This window comes from Paraburkholderia sp. (genome assembly GCF_035656215.1).
Lineage (GTDB): Bacteria > Pseudomonadota > Gammaproteobacteria > Burkholderiales > Burkholderiaceae > Paraburkholderia.
This window is the reverse complement of sequence record NZ_DASRSY010000263.1, coordinates 1-16,446: the sequence shown is the minus strand read 5'-3', so window position 1 is coordinate 16,446 and position 16,446 is coordinate 1. Positions and strand designations below refer to the sequence as shown.

The window sequence follows — 16,446 nt, the reverse complement described above, 5'->3', positions numbered from 1 at the left end:
CTTTGCGGAAGTCGGCAACATGCCGCTACCGAAGAAGGTGCTGCAAAAAGGCATCACGGACATGGTGCGCATTTCCGACGGGCGCATGAGCGGCACGGCGTACGGCTCGGTGGTGCTGCATGTATCGCCGGAAGCGGCTGCGGGCGGCCCGCTCGCGTTCGTGCAAACCGGCGACATGATCGAACTCGACGTCGACGCCCGCCGTCTGCATCTGGATGTCACCGACGAAGAACTCGCGCGTCGCCGTGCCGCGTGGCAGCCTCCTGCGCCGCCCACACGCGGCTACTACAAGCTTTACGTCGATCATGTGCTGCAAGCGGATCAGGGCGCGGATCTCGACTTCCTGGTCGGATCGAGCGGCGCGGCGGTACCGCGCGACTCGCATTGATCGCCGTTTGAACGGCTAAACGTTTCTCCCTGCGCTTTGCGAGAAGGCGTATTGCCGATGCGGATCGAAATCCCGCATCGGCTTTTTTATGGGCTTCACAGTTTGGAAAAAGCGGGCAGAAATAAAAACGGCCAGGCACGTAATGCCCAGCCGATTTATAACTCGCAGGTTCACAGCCCTCGGCTTTTAAAGTCAGAGGGTTTATGGCGACAGTCAAAAACTCCGGCGTTTCGCCGGAGCGTTGGCGTTTAGCTTATTGTTTGATAAATCGATCGTTTGCCCAGAGGCCTTCCGTATCACTATTAGCAGCATTCACGAATTCGACATCGTGTCCGACCACGCGTACAACTCGGAAACTCGAGTTTTCCGGCGCGGAAACGCACTGATATCCGGAGAAGAATTCCTGCATCTTTTGCTGTTCACCAGCTTGCGCATGCTGGTCGGCGGCGTCGAGTTTATCCTTCGACAGGCAACCGTACGCGTTGGCCTTGAACTGAATGGTTTGCTGCGGCTTGACCATGGAATCTTGTGCCTGGACAGAAGCAGCAGCCAAACCCGCAATGGCGAAAACAAGGGCGATTCGCGTTTTCATATTTTCCTCCGGTGCGGGTTGAATAACTCAGGTTAGCTATGTATTTAACTTTAACGTCGAACCCGCACCTTGCACTTTAGGAGAACGCGAGAGAAGGACAAGCACATCTTGTGTGCGGTCGCAACAGCGGCGAATTGTCGCATCACCTTTCGGACCTGCTTAAACCTTGAGCAGTAGCTTAAACAGGGAGGATTGCAACGGATAACTAAAAGACGGGTGGGGCGCACCGCTTTAACCAGTAAAGCTTTGCGGTACGTATTCGCGTAAACGAGAGGCACCAATTAAGTGAATTAATACAATTAACAAATGCACTTGGTGCATTGCACACAAAGTCATTCACCCGACTAATCAAAAATCACGAAATAACGGTGTACGTACTGAAGATAAACGGTGCCAGGTGTGTCAGGCGACGCAGCATGGCGTCCCTGATCGACCTGACAGCGGGTTACTCGGCGTGCTGACTACCCTCGAAGAACTCGGACTGGAACATGCACATGCGCAATGCATTGTGATAGCGGCCATTGCCGAAAAACTCTTCGATCAGCTCCGCTTCGTGCCGGAAACCGCACTTTTCATAGACGTGAATGGCAGCGGTATTCGACTTGTCGACGATCAGGTAGACCTTGCGCAGGTTCAGCACCGAAAACGCGTAGTCGATTGCGAGCAGTGTGGCGACGGTGGCGTAGCCGCGGCCCTGCGCGTGCGGCGCGATGATGATCTGAAACTCGCCGCGTCGGTGGATATAGTCCAGCTCGATCAACTCGACGACGCCGACCGTTTGGCCGTCGTTGTCGATCGCCACGAAGCGGCGCTCGCGCAGATCGTGCACGTGCTGGTCGTACAGTTGGGTCAGTTCGGAGAACGTTTCATAGGGCTCTTCGAACCAGTAACGCATGATCTTTGCGTTGTTGTTCACTTCGTGGACAAAGCGCAGATCGGTGCGCTCGAGCGGTCGCAGGGTCAGTTCGCTGCTGCGTTCGATAGTCATTGGATTCCCCTTGAGAATTATTGATTTGAGTATGCAAGCTCAGGGTGAGGTCTCAGGCTTGCGTTTCCTGTTAGTCCGGACTCGGCGCAGGGAGTTCTTGCAACGCCAGACTCCGGCGCAGCGCGTTTTTGCAAAGCGCGAGGCGCCACGCGGGTTCGGCGAGGGTGGGGCGTCGCGTTGTCGCAGGCCACTTATCGCAAATTTGTGAGGGGCTCGGCAACGTATGGGCACATGGGGTGCTCTACAATGAAATCAGGCTCTTGGATGGAGGCTACCGTGATCGAGCACTTGATATTAGGCGCCTTTCTGGTCATCCCGCTGCTTATCGTCGCGTTTCTTTTCTCTGACGAATTGTGGCAAGAACACCGGCATTTGCACGAGATGAATCCCGTGCCGGTGAAACGGCATCGTATCGACTGGCGGCATCCGCTGCGCCGCTCGCGGCATCGGCTTTGAGCCGGTTGGCCGGCCGCATGAGCGAGCGGCAAGCGCTGTGACGCGAGGCGAGGGCGGTTCGCGAATTAAACCCGCAAATAAAAAAGCCTGCCGTTTCGGGCAGGCTGAAAAGAGATCCACACTCAATGCCTTGTGGGTACAAGGCAGGCACCAGTCTAGCCGTACAACGCGTACGGCTGATTTCACCGTACTTTACACATATTACGGGGCGTGACCAGTTAGTCCGCGCCCGGCGTCAGTGGGCGCGCCAGTGGTCGCGAATGCGCTTGGCCAGCGCTTCGAGCGTGGCCGCATCGGCGACTTCGCGTGCATGCATGCGCAGTGGCTGTCCTTCCCAGCGCGGAATCACGTGAAAATGCACGTGCGGCACCGTTTGTCCCGCCGCCGCGCCGTTGAACTGTCCGATGAACACACCGTCAGGGCGCAGCGCCGTGCGAACGGCGATGGCGAGCTTCTGCGTCATGCGCATGCAGGCCACCGTCGAGGCATCCGACAACTCGAAAATTTCAACCGCCGCTTCCTTCGGCACGACCAGCAGGTGACCGTCCGCTTGCGGCATCAGGTCCATGAAGGCCAGCGCGGCGTCGCTTTCCGCCACTTTGATGCAAGGTAGTTCGCCGCGCAGAATCTTCGCGAAGGGATTGCTGTCGTCGTAGTTCATCTCGCGTCCTCTAGGGTGCTGTCTGTATCAAGGGGGAGGTGCTGTCGGCGATATTGTCCACTACATCTGTTACAACGCGCGCGCTGCGCGTTTGATTGCTTGCGGCGGCTGGCCGAACGCGCGCAGAAAGGCGTGCCGCATCCGTTCGGTATCGATGAAAACCGGTTTCGGCAGCGACGGCTTCCATCGAGTGACGGCCCGCTTCGAGCATGGCGCGCTCGCTGATATCCATCGCATCGATGCGCATGTGCGTGGCATCGAGCAGCGTCATCGCAATCGTGCACGGCTCTTCGTCGGTCGAGCAGGGCAGGCTCAGAATCCGCAGCGGCAGCGCGGTGCCACGCTCGTCGAGGCGTTCGTGCGCGAGACGCTCGAGCGCCCTGAACGCGTCGGCGTCGCGGTAGAACCAGGTCTCCGGCACCACCACCGTTTCGACCAACGCTTGCACCATCGAAGGCGACGTTTGCGCGGCGTCCCAGCAATCGGCGGTAATGCCCGGTTACCAACTGCAGCATCTATTTCTGCACGCAGCCCACACAATCTGTTCCATGCCTGAACGGCGGGAGTCAAACATGAAAAAGATTGCGATGACGTTGTTGATGGTCGGGAGCCTGAGTGTGGCGGGTCAAGCGTCAGCTCACGGCAATGGCGGCGATGTGGTCGGTGCGCTGATCGGCGGTGCCTTGCTGGGCGCGGTGGTCACGTCCGCATTGAATCCTCCGCCTATGGTCGCTTACCAGCAGCCTGTCTATGCGCAACCGGTTTATGCGCAACCGGTGTATCAGCAGGCGCCCGTGTACGCGGGACCGCCGCCGGGATACTGCTATGACCAGTACCAGCGTGCGTACGTCGCGTGCGGCGCACCGCCGCCCGCACAATATGGGTATCCGCAGCAGCCGCAACAGGGCTGGTAAACGGAATGCACTGGCGCGCGCCGCTTCGGGGCTCGCGCGAAACAGAGAAAAAGGCCGTCGCATCATTGCGACGGCCTTTTCTTGTTGGGTGACCCCGCTCAGTGCCTCAATGCTTGTGATGCAGCCACTCCGCATAGTGCGTGTCGAGCCAGCGCTCGAGGCGCTCCGGCCCCGTCTTATGACGAGGGTGGGACGCAGCCCAGATCACCGCGCCGACCAGCAGCATCACCAAAGGTCCCAACAAATAAGCCATTAACGATTCAGACATCGGAGCCTCCACCTCGGCGGGCAATCATGCTTTAGTTTAGGCGATGAACGGCGGGAAGAAAGGGCGCTTTGATGGGTTGGCTGGCAGTGCGGCGGGATTGACGTGAATTGGCTGACGGGGCGCGATTGCAGTGTGTTTGAGAACCTCGTGAGGAGCTTGTCTTTCTGTTTAAAGACAGATGTTTGCGGCCCGCGTTTCTCTAACTGTGTACCATCAAGCACACCGCTGGTCGATGGGTTGGCTGGGCCGTGGCAACCTGTCTGGCACTTGCCGCATCTGCTATATCCGCCTTATTTAGCCGATCACGCCTTGGCGGCCGCTCTCGATCTGGGCGTCGACAAAATCCGCCCACAGTTGCAGGCTTCGACGCCGTTGTGCAACATGCTCAGCGTGGTTGTCTGCGTTTGCGGTGTCTTTGACGGCATGCGCCCGCGCATTTTCAATCGCCTCGGGCGGCTGTCCCATCTCGCGTAAGTGGGTCGCGGCGGTGCGTCGAAAGTCATGCAAGACGAAATGCTCCACGTCGAGTCCGAGCGATTTAACGGCCTGATTGAGTGTGCTCTTCGCAATCGGACGATCGTCGCCCCTGACGCTCGGGAAGACGAAATTCCGACTGGTCTTCGTGTCCTGAAGCTCGCGAAGCAGGGCGACCGCCTGATGCGAGAGATGCACCACATGCTCGCGGCCCTTGTTCATCCGCGCGGCGGGGATCGTCCATCGCGCTGCGCTGAGGTTGAGTTCGGACCAGGCCGCCTCGACGATGTCCGATTTCCGCACCATCGTCAGCACGAGCAGGTGCAAAGCCAATTTCAGTGGACGTCGAATGTTCGATGCGTAGATTGCCCGGAGCGTGGCGCCTATTTCGTCGGGAGCGAGCACGCGGGTGCGGCTGTCCGGCGTCGCGATGAAGCGGGCCGGGATGAGCGCTGCCGGGTTGGTCGCAGCGAGTTGCCGGGCGATCAGGTACTCATAGAGCCGCTTGACCGCGTTACGCGTGTGCAGCGCCATCTTCGGCGAGCCGCGGCTTTTGATCTGGTCGCATATCGCGCGGATGTCGTCGTCGGTCACGGCTTTGATCGGCTTGGCGCCGATGGCGGGGAGGACGTCTTTTTCGAGCGCGCGCCGCGTGGTGCGCTGATATTCGCTCGACTTGCCGGCCATCTCCGTCGAGAGATAGAGCTCCGCGCCCTCGCGCAGCACCTCAGCCTTGCTCTCCGCTCCCCGGTCGCGGCGCGCCGTTGCCACCGGGGAGACGCCGCTCGCAACCATCTCCGTGTACTTCTGCGCTTTGGCACGCGCGACCCGCAGCGAAATCATCCGATAGTCGCCGATTGTGGCGAGTGGCTGGCGCTTGCCGTTCAGCGAATAGCGGAAGCGCCAGACCTTGGTGCCCGTCGTCATGATTTCGATGACGAGGCCGTTGCCGTCTGCGACGCAATACCGGGTGGCGCGAGGTTCAAGCGCGCGGATCTGCACTTCGGTGAGGGGGGCTGCTAGTTTTGGCATGGCGGATCGTTGATACACGGACAACGGCGATTTTAAACCGGTTGTCTTTTGTGTACCAAAGAAATGTGCGGATTTGGGTCAACAAATGGTGTTCGGCGCGTGTCCTGAAGACTACGCGGAATGGCCTGCTTAGACATGCCAGATAACACATTGGTGCGAAAATGACCAACTCGTCTTACTTGCCGATACAAAACCGGCTGAAAATCACCCCGAGAAGGTCGTCCGAACTGAATTCTCCGGTAATCGAGTTCAGTTGGTCCTGCGCGAGCCGCAGTTCCTCGGCGAACAGATCGAGCGCCTGGGCGTTCTGATCGGCGTGCGCGGCAGCCGTCGCCAGATGCTCCTGAGCCGCGCGCAGCGCAATCAGATGGCGCTCGCGCGCGAGGTACACGCTCTCCGCGCCCGCCTGCCAGCCGGCGATTCGCAGCAACTCCTCGCGCAACAACGCGACGCCATCGCCCTGTTTCGCCGACAGCCGCACTTCGCTGAGATCGAGATCCGCGTCCAGCGGCGTCACGGTCGGCGCGCGCCCGGTCAGATCCGTCTTGTTCAGCACGCGCACCACCGGCACGCCGCTCGGGAAACGAGCAGCGATCGTTTCGTCCTCGGCGTTCATGCCGGTTCGCGCATCGAGCAGATGCAGCACGACGTCCGCGCGTTCGATCTCGCTCCACGTGCGCGCAATGCCGATCTTCTCCACCTCGTCTTCGGTATCGCGCAGGCCGGCTGTGTCGATCACATGCAGCGGAATGCCTTCGATCTGGATAGTCTGCGCGACCTTATCGCGCGTCGTGCCGGCGATCGGCGTGACGATGGCCAACTCCGCGCCGGCGAGCGCGTTCAGCAGCGACGACTTGCCGACGTTCGGCTGTCCCGCGAGCACCACCGACAAACCCTCGCGCAACAGCGCCCCTTGGCGCGCTTCGCTCAGCACGTGTGCAAGGCGCTCGCGAATCCGCGTGAGCTTGCCGCGGGCGTCGGCAGCTTCGAGAAAGTCGATTTCTTCTTCCGGGAAATCGAGCGTTGCTTCGACCAGCATCCGCAGCGTGATGACCTCCTCGACCAACGCGTGGATGTCGCGCGAAAATGCGCCGTCGAGCGAGCGTCCCGCCGAGCGCGCGGCGGCCTCGGTGCTGGCCTCGATCAGATCGGCGACGGCTTCCGCTTGCGCCAGATCCAGCTTGTCGTTGAGAAACGCGCGCCGCGTGAATTCGCCCGGCTCGGCCAGACGCAGACCGAATGCACGACCGGCGTCGATGCAACGCTGCAGTACCAGTTGCAGCACGACTGGACCGCCGTGGCCTTGCAATTCGAGGATATGCTCGCCGGTGTAGGAGTGCGGCGCGGGAAAGTACAGTGCGATGCCGCGATCGAGCGCGTTGCCGCTGTCGTCTAGGAAGGGTACGTAGCTCGCGTGACGCGGCGCGAGTGCCTGGCCGGTGAGCGCTTGCATCAGCGGCTGCGCGGCGGCTTCCCCGGCACGGCCGAACGAAATCCGCACGACCCCGATTCCGCCTCGGCCGGGGGCGGTGGCAATGGCGACGATCGGATCGGAATCGGTGGCGAGCATGGGAGCGAGGCTGTCAGAAGGAATTGAATGCGCGGGAGCGGGCGCCGGGCATTGTATCGCGGGCCCTCTGGCGCTGGACCAAGGCCCGATTCCTAACTTGGCGTGATTTTCATACGACAAACAGAGATTTATCTCACACAAGCTAAGATAGCTTAAGACGCCTTTGCGACAGATGGACGCGTCAGAATGCCTAAAACGCACGCTGTATAAGGAAAAGACGGTATTCGACGAAATCGTGAAACACGCTATTAGGTGGCGATTTCGAGCTAAAAATAGCTTATTTGAGCAATAAAATAGCGCAAGTGGTTGTCCACTGATTATGCGCCGAATTGCACAATCGGGCCCATGCCGACCTCCAAAGAAAAAGCAGCTTTCGCCAAACGGCTGAAAGACTCACTCCCCAAAGACATTAAGGGTGGGACCGATTTAGCCAGGGAATTCAATCTGCTCTATAGGGGTGGTCCCGCTGTCTCGCCACAAACCGCGCACAAATGGCTCGCTGGTACGACGATTCCAAAGCGCGATAAGTTGCAGGTTTTAGCCACATGGCTGCAAAAGGATGTTCACTGGCTGCATTACGGGCCGACGCCATCCGGCAAGGCCAAACCGCTTGGCCGTGGCGAGAAATATCCGATGACGCCAGAAACAATCGAATTGGTTACGAAGATGGCTAACCGCTTCGTGGGTTTGTCGCCCAAGCAGCGCAATCTGGTGGAAGAACTGATCACTGAATTTGACGGCGGCACGCAACAGGAAACCGGCGCCGCGCCTGAAGACTCATCAAACCAGAAGGGCCAGTAGGCCGACCAATAAAAAGCCGCCCGGCGCAAACCGGGCGGCTTTTTTTACGGCTAGCTTCTACTTCTGCCTGTCAGCCAGCGGGCGCTACCACCGACCGCTTCTGGAAGACATCAATCAGGCTGCTTTCGCCTTCGTCTGACCCATCATCCGCGTGATGTAGTACTGCTGGGCGATCGACAGCACGTTGTTCACCACGTAGTACAGGACCAGACCGGCCGGGAAGAAGAAGAACATGACCGAGAACGCGATCGGCATGAACATCATCATCTTGGCTTGAACCGGGTCCGGCGGCGTCGGGTTCAGCTTGGTCTGCAGGAACATCGAGACGGCCATCAGCACCGGCAGGATGAAGAACGGATCCTGTTGCGACAGATCGTGAATCCAGAGAATCCACGGTGCGCCGCGCATTTCAACCGACGACAGCAGCACCCAGTACAGCGAGATGAACACCGGAATCTGAATCACGACCGGCAGACAGCCGCCGAACGGATTGACCTTCTCGGTTTTGTACAGCTCCATCAGCGCCGAGTTCATCTTCTGCGGATCGCCCTTGAAGCGCTCACGCAGCGCCGTCATACGCGGCGTGATCGCCTTCATGCGCGCCATCGACTTGTAGCTCGCTGCCGACAGCGGGAAGAACACGGCCTTGATCAGCAGCGTGAGCAGCACGATCGACCAGCCCCAGTTGCCGACATAGCTGTGGATCTTCTCGAGCAGCCAGAACAGCGGCTTGGCGATGATCGTGACCCAGCCATAGTCCTTCACCAGTTCCAGACCCGGCGCGATGCCTTCGAGCATGCGCTCTTCTTCCGGACCGGCGAACAGGCGTGCCGAGACGTCAGCCGATTGACCCGGGGCGATGGTCGGCACCGGTTCCTTCACGCCGACGCGATACAGCGCCGGATCGATCTTCTCGACGTAGATGTCGCGCTTCACACCCTGCTGCGGAATCCATGCCGACGCGAAGTAATGCTGCACCATCGCGACCCAGCCGTTGTCGGCCGATTTGACGAAGTCTTCCTTGTTCTTGTCGATGTCGCTGAACGTCATCTTCTGGAAGTGGTGCTGGTCGGTGTAGACAGCCGGTCCGATGAACGTGTGCGAGAAGCGCGGCGTTTCCACCGGCGTGTCGTCGCGCACCAGTTCCATATAGACCGACGGCGTGACCGGTGCGGTACCGACGTTCTCGATCTTCGTGTCGACACCGATCACATAGCTGCCGCGCGTGAACGTGTAGGTCTTGATGACCTTCACACCACCCTTGACCGGCGACTCGAAGCTGAGCTTGAACGATTTGGCGTCGCCCGTCAGTTCGGTCGGCTGGTTCGGCACCGGCGTGTAGATGTCGTTATGGTTCGGGAAATCGCCGCCGAGCAGACCCGTGCGCGCCACGTACGTGTGGTTTGCGGTGCGGTCGAACAGCGTGATGACCAGATCCGGCTGCTTGCCGTCGCCTTGCTTGACGAGCGACAGCTTCGACAGCGTGCCGCCGCGAGTGTCGATCTCACCGTTGTAGACGTCGGTGCTGAACTTGACCAGTTGGCCTTGCGCCGCGGCCGGCGCGTTGCCCGGCGCTGCTGCGTTAGTGGCCGGCAAATCGGCGGGCTGGGTTCCCGGCGTCGTGGTTCCCGGTGCGGCGCTACCGACGGTCTTGGTCGGGTTGGCGCTCGGGAAGAACATCGACGGGCGTCCGTGGTCGCGTTGCCAGTTGTCGAACAGCATGACCGCTGACATGAAAAAGATGACCCATAGGACGGTGCGTTTGATATCCATGCGTTGTCTCAGTGTCGATGGAACGGCGCGTCAGCGCTTTTCAGAAGTGGGAGGCGGGACGAGATCGATGCCGCCCGCGGAAAACGGGTGGCAGCGGCAAATACGCCTGGCGGCGAGATAAGTCCCGCGCGCGGCGCCATGATACTGGATTGCTTCGCGCGCGTAATCAGAGCAGGAAGGGTAAAAACGGCACCGGTTGCCGAGCATGGGGCTCACAGCAAGCTTGTAGAAACGCAGTAAAGCGATGAGTACCGTTTGCATGGCTGGTGCGGCCGGACGGCGCCGCGCAACGTGGAGTACCGGGCGACGCCCGCGCAGCATGGCTGCCAGAGCAGCTTGTACCGCGAAGCGGGCGGTCACTTGAGCGTCATTCCGTCTTGGGCGCTTCCGCGGGCGGCGCCTCGCGACGGACAATTTCGCGCGCTGCCTTATCGAGCAGCGCCTCTATCTCGCTGCGGCACAGCGCCCTCAACGGGGGCGACGAGGCGCTCGGCAAAGCCTTCTTGTCGAAGCGCGTGTGCAAACGCAGCAGCACATCCCAACCGCCGAATTCCGCGCGACGCAGCCGGAAGGCTTCACGCGCGAGTCGACGTACCAGATTACGCGTGGCCGCGCGCGGCGCATATTTCTTGCCGATCACGAGACCCAGGCGAGCGTCATTACCAGTGGGCCGGCCGTACACCACGAAGTGCGCGGTGCGGCGCCACGGGCGCAAACGAAAAACGGATGAAAATTCATCCGTTTTCAGTAGCCTTGCGGCTTTGGGGAAGGCGGCTTGCGCTCGCAACGGACTCGAGCCCAGTTGCGGCGCCCCAGCCGCTCCCGCTTCGCCGCGGGCTTCGCTTATCACTGACGGAGCGCGCAATCCGCTCGCTGCCTTAGATGGCGAGGCGCTTGCGGCCCTTCGCGCGACGTGCGTTGATGACCTTACGGCCACCTGCGGTCTTCATGCGAACGCGGAAGCCGTGGGTGCGCTTGCGGCGGGTAACGGAAGGTTGGTAAGTACGTTTCATGTTGCTCTCACTTGATCGAAAAATAACCGCGCGATCATCGCTGAAAGCGCAATGGCCGGAGGTTGTGCAGAATTGGTTTTCGCGGAACCCGCTATTTAAACCGGTTTTCTTTTGGCCGTCAATAGTTTAGCCTGGTTCGGCGCCAGGCTGGAGAAGCTTCGTCGGATGATCCGTCCCTGTGGATAACTCCCTTTCGCCGACGTTTTGGCGTTAGAATCTCGCCTTACTTCCCAAAAATCCTGCACGCCGCTCCGGCTCGCTTGCCCCGCAAACCCTTGTGGCACAAGCGCCTGGAGCCATTACGCCTGGTTCGGCCTGGCTGCTCAGGGCCTTGTTGCGTATGCGCGACAGGGGCAGCGGCGAACCGCCGTGCATACCATAACGACAGCAACTCGATGAACGATTTCTGGCAACACTGTTCCGCATTGCTGGAGCGCGAGCTTACGCCCCAGCAGTACGTGACGTGGATCAAACCGTTGGCCCCGGTCGCCTTCGACGCCGCTGCGAACACGCTTAGCATTGCTGCGCCGAACCGCTTCAAGCTCGACTGGGTCAAGAGCCAGTTCTCCGGCCGCATCGCGGATATGGCCCGCGATTTCTGGCAAACGCCGGTCGATGTGCAATTTGTGTTGGACCCGAAAGCCGGCATGCGCGCCCCTGCGGCAGCGTCGTCGGCTCCGTCGCGTCCGTCTTCCGCGCCTGGTTCGATTGGCGCAGGCCATTCGTCTTCTGGTTCAAACGGCGGCGGTGCCGCCGTGGACGCGGCCGTCGGCGCCGTGCAATCGGCACATGCCGCGCGCGCCAGTGGCACGAACAGTGCGAACAACGCGATGGCAAACCTCAACGCGAACGCAGCACGCGCGGCCGCCGAAGATGCCGCCGATCTCGATCTGCCCAGCCTCGACGCGAACGAAGCCGCGGCCGCCCGCCGCACGTGGCGCCCAGGCCAAAGCGCCAGCTCGAACGGCAACGGCGAGAACGACTCGATGTACGAGCGCTCGAAGCTCAACCCCGTTCTGACCTTCGACAACTTCGTGACCGGTAAGGCCAATCAGTTGGCGCGCGCCGCGGCAATTCAGGTCGCGGACAACCCCGGCATCTCGTACAACCCGCTGTTTCTATATGGCGGCGTGGGCCTGGGCAAGACTCACCTGATTCACGCGATCGGCAACCAGCTTCTGATGGACAAGGCCGGGGCGCGGATTCGCTACATCCACGCGGAACAATATGTGTCCGACGTGGTGAAGGCCTACCAGCGCAAGGCGTTCGACGACTTCAAGCGTTACTACCACTCGCTCGACCTGCTGCTGATCGACGATATTCAGTTCTTCTCCGGCAAGTCCCGTACACAGGAAGAATTCTTCTACGCGTTCGAGGCGCTGGTCGCGAACAAGGCGCAGGTGATCATCACCAGCGACACGTATCCGAAGGAAATCTCCGGCATCGACGACCGCCTGATCTCGCGCTTCGACTCCGGCCTGACGGTAGCGATCGAACCGCCCGAGCTGGAGATGCGCGTCGCGATTCTGATGCGCAAGGCGCAGTCCGAGTTCGTGAGCCTGAACGAAGACGTCGCGTTCTTCGTTGCCAAGCACCTGCGTTCGAACGTGCGTGAGCTCGAAGGCGCGCTGCGCAAGATCCTCGCGTATTCGAAGTTCCACGGCCGCGAAATCACGATTGAAGTGACGAAAGAAGCGCTGAAAGACCTGCTGACGGTACAAAACCGGCAGATTTCGGTGGAAAACATCCAGAAGACCACGGCTGACTTCTACAGCATCAAGGTCGCGGATATGTATTCGAAAAAGCGTCCAGCGAACATCGCGCGGCCGCGGCAGATCGCGATGTATCTGGCGAAGGAGCTGACGCAGAAAAGTTTGCCGGAAATCGGCGAGTTGTTCGGCGGGCGCGACCACACCACCGTGCTGCACGCGGTGCGCAAGATTGCCGCCGAGCGCGGCACGGACGCGCAGCTGAACCACGAACTACACGTTCTGGAGCAAACGCTGAAAGGTTAAGCAGGTTGGATGGGAAATTCGACCTGTTTATTTCGGAACTCGCCCCCATTTTAGTGGAGCGGTCCCGTTTTCAGGCACAATACAGGTTTAACCGCCCGGCGGCCGCGGGCGGAATTCACGCCGTGACAGGCGCTGCGTGACGCCGGCGGGGAGCCGCGGCTGCGCGCTGTAAGGCTGGCAAGTCAGGCGCGCAGGCCGTTATATCAACGAAGGAACTCTATGCAACTGGTCAAGACCGAACGCGATAACCTCCTCAGGCCGCTGCAAACCGTGAGCGGCATCGTCGAACGCCGCCATACGTTGCCGATCCTCGCCAATTTGCTGATTACCAAGAACGGCCCTGAAGTGTCGTTCCTTTCCACCGACCTCGAGTTGCAGATCACCACGCGTGCCGATTTCGGCGTGGGCGGCGATTCGGTCGCGACCACGGTGGCAGCAAGAAAGCTCCTCGACATTCTGCGCGCCATGCCCGACGGGCAAGTTACGCTGACCTTGAACGACAAGCGTTTGACCGTGCAATCCGGCAAGAGCCGCTTTGCGCTGCAAACGCTGGCGGCCGACGAGTTCCCGACCGTCGCTCAAGCTAAAGACTACGGCGCGAACCTGGTGGTTCCCCAGAAAACGTTCCGCCAGTTGCTCGGCATGGTCCATTTTTCGATGGCCCAGCAGGACATTCGCTACTACCTGAACGGCATGCTGCTGGTAGTAGACGGCGACCAGCTGATGGCAGTCGCAACAGACGGCCACCGCCTCGCGTTCTCGTCGATGAAGATTGAAGGCTCGTTCGCGCGCCAGGAAGTCATCATTCCGCGCAAGACGATTCTCGAATTGCAGCGTCTGCTGGAAGACATCGACGACACGCTGAAGATCGACATCGCCGCGACGCAGGTGAAGTTCACATTCGGTCAGGTCGAACTGGTGTCGAAGCTGGTGGAAGGCAAATTCCCCGACTTCCAGCGCGTGATTCCGAAGTCGCACAAGAATCAGTTCTTGATCGGCCGCGAAGAACTGCAGCGCTCGCTGCAACGGGCCGCGATTCTGACGTCGGACAAATTCAAGGGCGTGCGCTGCATTATCGAGCCGGGCCAGTTGAAGATCATGTCGACCAACGCCGATCAGGAAGAGGCGCAGGAAGAACTGGAAATCGCGTACGACGGCGACAGCGTCGATATCGGGTTCAACGTCACGTATCTGCTCGACGTGCTCGCGAACCTGAAGGTCGACATGTTGCAAGTGAGCCTTGGCGACGCCAGCTCCAGCGCGTTGATCACGATTCCCGAGAACGACGAATTCAAATACGTCGTGATGCCGATGCGCATCTAACGCGTCCAAAACCAAAGAACACACCAAGGGGCGCAGTGCCCCTTTGGCGTTTTTATGGTGTTTTGAAAAGTCCCGAGCAGCAACCCAGCAGCAACGCAGAACCGGAAAAAATCCATGACTGAAACGAACAATTCGCGACCCGATAACAGCGGCTATGGCGCCTCGTCCATTCAGATCCTTGAAGGTCTGGAGGCTGTACGCAAGCGGCCCGGGATGTATATCGGCGATACATCGGACGGCACCGGCCTGCATCACCTCGTGTTCGAAGTGCTGGACAACTCGATCGACGAAGCGTTGGCCGGGTACTGTAACGACATCCAGGTCACCATCCACGCGGACAACTCGATTTCGATCACCGACAACGGCCGCGGTGTGCCGACCGGTCTCAAGATGGACGACAAGCACGATCCGAAGCGCAGTGCCGCTGAGATCGTGATGACCGAGTTGCATGCAGGCGGCAAGTTCGACCAGAACAGCTACAAGGTGTCCGGCGGCCTGCACGGCGTGGGCGTGTCGTGCGTGAACGCGCTGTCGGCGTGGCTGCGCCTGGTGGTGCGTCGTGACGGCAAAAAGCACTTCATGGAATTCCACCGTGGCGTGCCGCAGAACCGCATCATCGAAGAGATCGACGGCGTGGCTGTGTCGCCGATCCAGGTATTGGGCGACACGGAAAACCGCGGTACCGAAGTGCACTTCATGGCCGACGAGACGATCTTCGGCAATGTCGAATATCACTACGACATTCTGGCCAAGCGGATTCGCGAACTGTCGTTCCTGAATAACGGCGTGCGGATTCGCTTGAGCGATCTGCGCTCGGGCAAGGAAGAAGATTTCGCGTTTGTGGGCGGCGTGAAGGGTTTTGTTGAGTACATCAACAAGAACAAGGCCGTGCTGCACCCGAACATTTTCCACATCAGCGGCGAGAAGGACGGCATTGGTGTTGAAGTCGCGATGCAGTGGAACGACAGCTACAACGAAAACGTGCTGTGCTTCACGAACAACATTCCGCAGCGCGACGGCGGCTCGCACCTGACCGGTTTGCGTGCGGCGATGACGCGCGTGTTGAACAAGTACATCGTGGATCACGAAGTCGCGAAGAAAGCGAAGGTCGAGACGGCCGGCGACGATATGCGTGAAGGGCTCTCGTGCGTGCTGTCGGTGAAGGTGCCGGAGCCGAAGTTCAGCGCGCAGACCAAGGACAAGCTGGTGTCGTCGGAAGTGCGCGCGCCGGTGGAAGATGTGGTCGCGAAGGCGCTCGAAGAATTCCTGCTGGAAACGCCGAACGACGCGAAGATCATTTGCGGCAAGATCGTTGACGCGGCACGGGCACGGGATGCGGCGCGCAAGGCGCGTGAGATGACGCGTCGCAAGGGCTTGCTCGACGGCGTCGGCTTGCCTGGGAAGCTGGCGGATTGCCAGGAGAAAGACCCGGCGAAGTCCGAAATTTATATCGTCGAGGGCGACTCCGCAGGCGGCTCGGCGAAGCAGGGGCGTGACCGGAAGTTTCAGGCGATCTTGCCGCTGCGCGGCAAGGTGCTGAACGTGGAGAAGGCGCGCTATGACAAGCTGCTTTCTTCGGAACAGCTTGTGACGCTGATTACGGCGTTGGGTTGCGGGATCGGCAAGGACGACTACAACCTCGACAAGCTGCGTTATCACCGCATCATCATCATGACCGATGCTGACGTGGACGGCGCGCACATCCGGACGCTGCTGCTGACGTTCTTCTATCGTCAGATGCCGGACATGATCGAGCGCGGGTTTATTTATATCGCCCAGCCGCCGCTGTACAAGATCAAGGCGGGTAAAGACGAGCGGTATCTGAAGGATGCGACCGAGCTGAACGCGCACATGCTCAAGCTGGCGCTGAATGGGTCGGAGCTGTTGCCTTCCGAGAATGCGACGCCGATCGCTGGCGATGCGTTGGGTGAGCTGGCGCGTTCGTATCTGCTGGCGCAAGGCGTGGTGGATCGGCTGAGCCGGTTGTACGACGCTGGCGCGCTTGAGGCGGTGATGGATGGGGTAGCGATCGATCTGTCTTCTGAGCAAGCGGCTGAGAACTCGGCGAAGACGCTTGAGGCGAAGCTTCGGGACGATCCGTTGAAGCCTGAGGTGAAGGTGACGACGATGTATGACCCGGTGCGTGAGCTGCGGTCACTGCGTGTTTCGCGGACGCAT

The 16,446-nt window shown here is 60.1% G+C and carries 17 protein-coding genes and 1 pseudogene; 7 read left to right on the top strand and 11 right to left on the bottom strand.

Annotated elements, in window-relative coordinates:
* Positions 1 to 388: dihydroxy-acid dehydratase (locus VFE81_RS14790; protein ID WP_325045306.1), on the top strand; the 388-nt coding region annotated here is incomplete at its 5' end.
* 253 nt (positions 389 to 641) lie between these two features.
* On the opposite strand, the gene sap1 is transcribed toward VFE81_RS14790, so the two are convergent.
* Entirely contained in the window at positions 642 to 980 is a 339-nt protein-coding gene (gene sap1 / locus VFE81_RS14785; protein ID WP_325045305.1) for a surface attachment protein Sap1, read from the bottom strand.
* Positions 981 to 1,425: 445 nt separating this feature from the next.
* Positions 1,426 to 1,968: a spermidine N1-acetyltransferase gene (speG, locus tag VFE81_RS14780; RefSeq protein WP_325045304.1), complete on the bottom strand. Its 543-nt coding sequence runs from the start codon at positions 1,966 to 1,968 to the stop codon at positions 1,426 to 1,428.
* Between the two features lie 246 nt (positions 1,969 to 2,214).
* On the opposite strand from speG, the gene VFE81_RS14775 reads away from it, so the two are divergent.
* The gene (locus VFE81_RS14775) at positions 2,215 to 2,424 is read left to right on the top strand and encodes a hypothetical protein (RefSeq protein WP_414695595.1); all 210 of its coding nucleotides are present in this window, start codon (positions 2,215 to 2,217) and stop codon (positions 2,422 to 2,424) included.
* A gap of 235 nt (positions 2,425 to 2,659) precedes the next feature.
* Here the strand turns inward: VFE81_RS14775 and VFE81_RS14770 are convergent, their stop codons facing one another.
* Together VFE81_RS14770 and VFE81_RS14765 are read right to left on the bottom strand one after the other, a co-directional pair.
* Positions 2,660 to 3,085 (bottom strand): HIT family protein, encoded by a 426-nt coding sequence (locus VFE81_RS14770; protein ID WP_325045303.1) that lies wholly within the window; start codon positions 3,083 to 3,085, stop codon positions 2,660 to 2,662.
* Between the two features lie 69 nt (positions 3,086 to 3,154).
* Positions 3,155 to 3,536 (bottom strand): annotated as a pseudogene (locus VFE81_RS14765) (CheR family methyltransferase).
* 121 nt (positions 3,537 to 3,657) lie between these two features.
* Here VFE81_RS14765 and VFE81_RS14760 point away from each other — a divergent pair.
* Positions 3,658 to 3,999 (top strand): ecotin precursor, encoded by a 342-nt coding sequence (locus VFE81_RS14760; protein WP_325045302.1) that lies wholly within the window; start codon positions 3,658 to 3,660, stop codon positions 3,997 to 3,999.
* 106 nt (positions 4,000 to 4,105) lie between these two features.
* On the opposite strand, the gene VFE81_RS14755 is transcribed toward VFE81_RS14760, so the two are convergent.
* The 3 genes from VFE81_RS14755 to mnmE all read right to left on the bottom strand — a co-directional run bounded on the left by VFE81_RS14755 (position 4,106) and on the right by mnmE (position 7,343).
* A complete protein-coding gene (locus tag VFE81_RS14755; protein ID WP_325045301.1) occupies positions 4,106 to 4,267 on the bottom strand; it encodes a hypothetical protein in 162 nt (53 codons plus the stop codon).
* A gap of 294 nt (positions 4,268 to 4,561) precedes the next feature.
* Complete coding sequence (locus tag VFE81_RS14750) at positions 4,562 to 5,773, bottom strand: tyrosine-type recombinase/integrase (RefSeq protein WP_325045308.1); 1,212 nt, start codon at positions 5,771 to 5,773, stop codon at positions 4,562 to 4,564.
* 175 nt (positions 5,774 to 5,948) lie between these two features.
* Positions 5,949 to 7,343: a tRNA uridine-5-carboxymethylaminomethyl(34) synthesis GTPase MnmE gene (gene mnmE / locus VFE81_RS14745; protein ID WP_325045300.1), complete on the bottom strand. Its 1,395-nt coding sequence runs from the start codon at positions 7,341 to 7,343 to the stop codon at positions 5,949 to 5,951.
* Positions 7,344 to 7,688: 345 nt separating this feature from the next.
* Between mnmE and VFE81_RS14740 the strand changes: the two genes are divergently transcribed.
* On the top strand, positions 7,689 to 8,144 hold the full coding sequence (locus VFE81_RS14740) for an XRE family transcriptional regulator (RefSeq protein ID WP_325045299.1): 456 nt from the start codon (positions 7,689 to 7,691) through the stop codon (positions 8,142 to 8,144).
* Between the two features lie 114 nt (positions 8,145 to 8,258).
* On the opposite strand, the gene yidC is transcribed toward VFE81_RS14740, so the two are convergent.
* From yidC to rpmH, 4 genes are all read right to left on the bottom strand, one after another.
* Positions 8,259 to 9,917, bottom strand: coding sequence for a membrane protein insertase YidC (gene yidC, locus VFE81_RS14735; RefSeq protein WP_325045298.1), 1,659 nt, complete (start codon positions 9,915 to 9,917; stop codon positions 8,259 to 8,261).
* A 30-nt stretch (positions 9,918 to 9,947) separates the two neighbouring features.
* Entirely contained in the window at positions 9,948 to 10,178 is a 231-nt protein-coding gene (gene yidD / locus VFE81_RS14730) for a membrane protein insertion efficiency factor YidD (protein ID WP_006050604.1), read from the bottom strand.
* A gap of 106 nt (positions 10,179 to 10,284) precedes the next feature.
* Positions 10,285 to 10,764, bottom strand: coding sequence for a ribonuclease P protein component (rnpA, locus tag VFE81_RS14725; RefSeq protein ID WP_325045307.1), 480 nt, complete (start codon positions 10,762 to 10,764; stop codon positions 10,285 to 10,287).
* Between the two features lie 31 nt (positions 10,765 to 10,795).
* Positions 10,796 to 10,930, bottom strand: coding sequence for a 50S ribosomal protein L34 (gene rpmH / locus VFE81_RS14720; protein WP_004198824.1), 135 nt, complete (start codon positions 10,928 to 10,930; stop codon positions 10,796 to 10,798).
* Between the two features lie 395 nt (positions 10,931 to 11,325).
* Here rpmH and dnaA point away from each other — a divergent pair, with 395 nt between their 5' ends.
* The 3 genes from dnaA to VFE81_RS14705 all read left to right on the top strand — a co-directional run.
* Entirely contained in the window at positions 11,326 to 12,945 is a 1,620-nt protein-coding gene (dnaA, locus tag VFE81_RS14715; protein WP_325045297.1) for a chromosomal replication initiator protein DnaA, read from the top strand.
* A 219-nt stretch (positions 12,946 to 13,164) separates the two neighbouring features.
* On the top strand, positions 13,165 to 14,268 hold the full coding sequence (gene dnaN, locus VFE81_RS14710) for a DNA polymerase III subunit beta (RefSeq protein WP_201085769.1): 1,104 nt from the start codon (positions 13,165 to 13,167) through the stop codon (positions 14,266 to 14,268).
* Positions 14,269 to 14,382: 114 nt separating this feature from the next.
* On the top strand, positions 14,383 to 16,446 hold a 2,064-nt coding region (locus VFE81_RS14705; RefSeq protein ID WP_325045296.1), incomplete at its 3' end, for a DNA gyrase subunit B.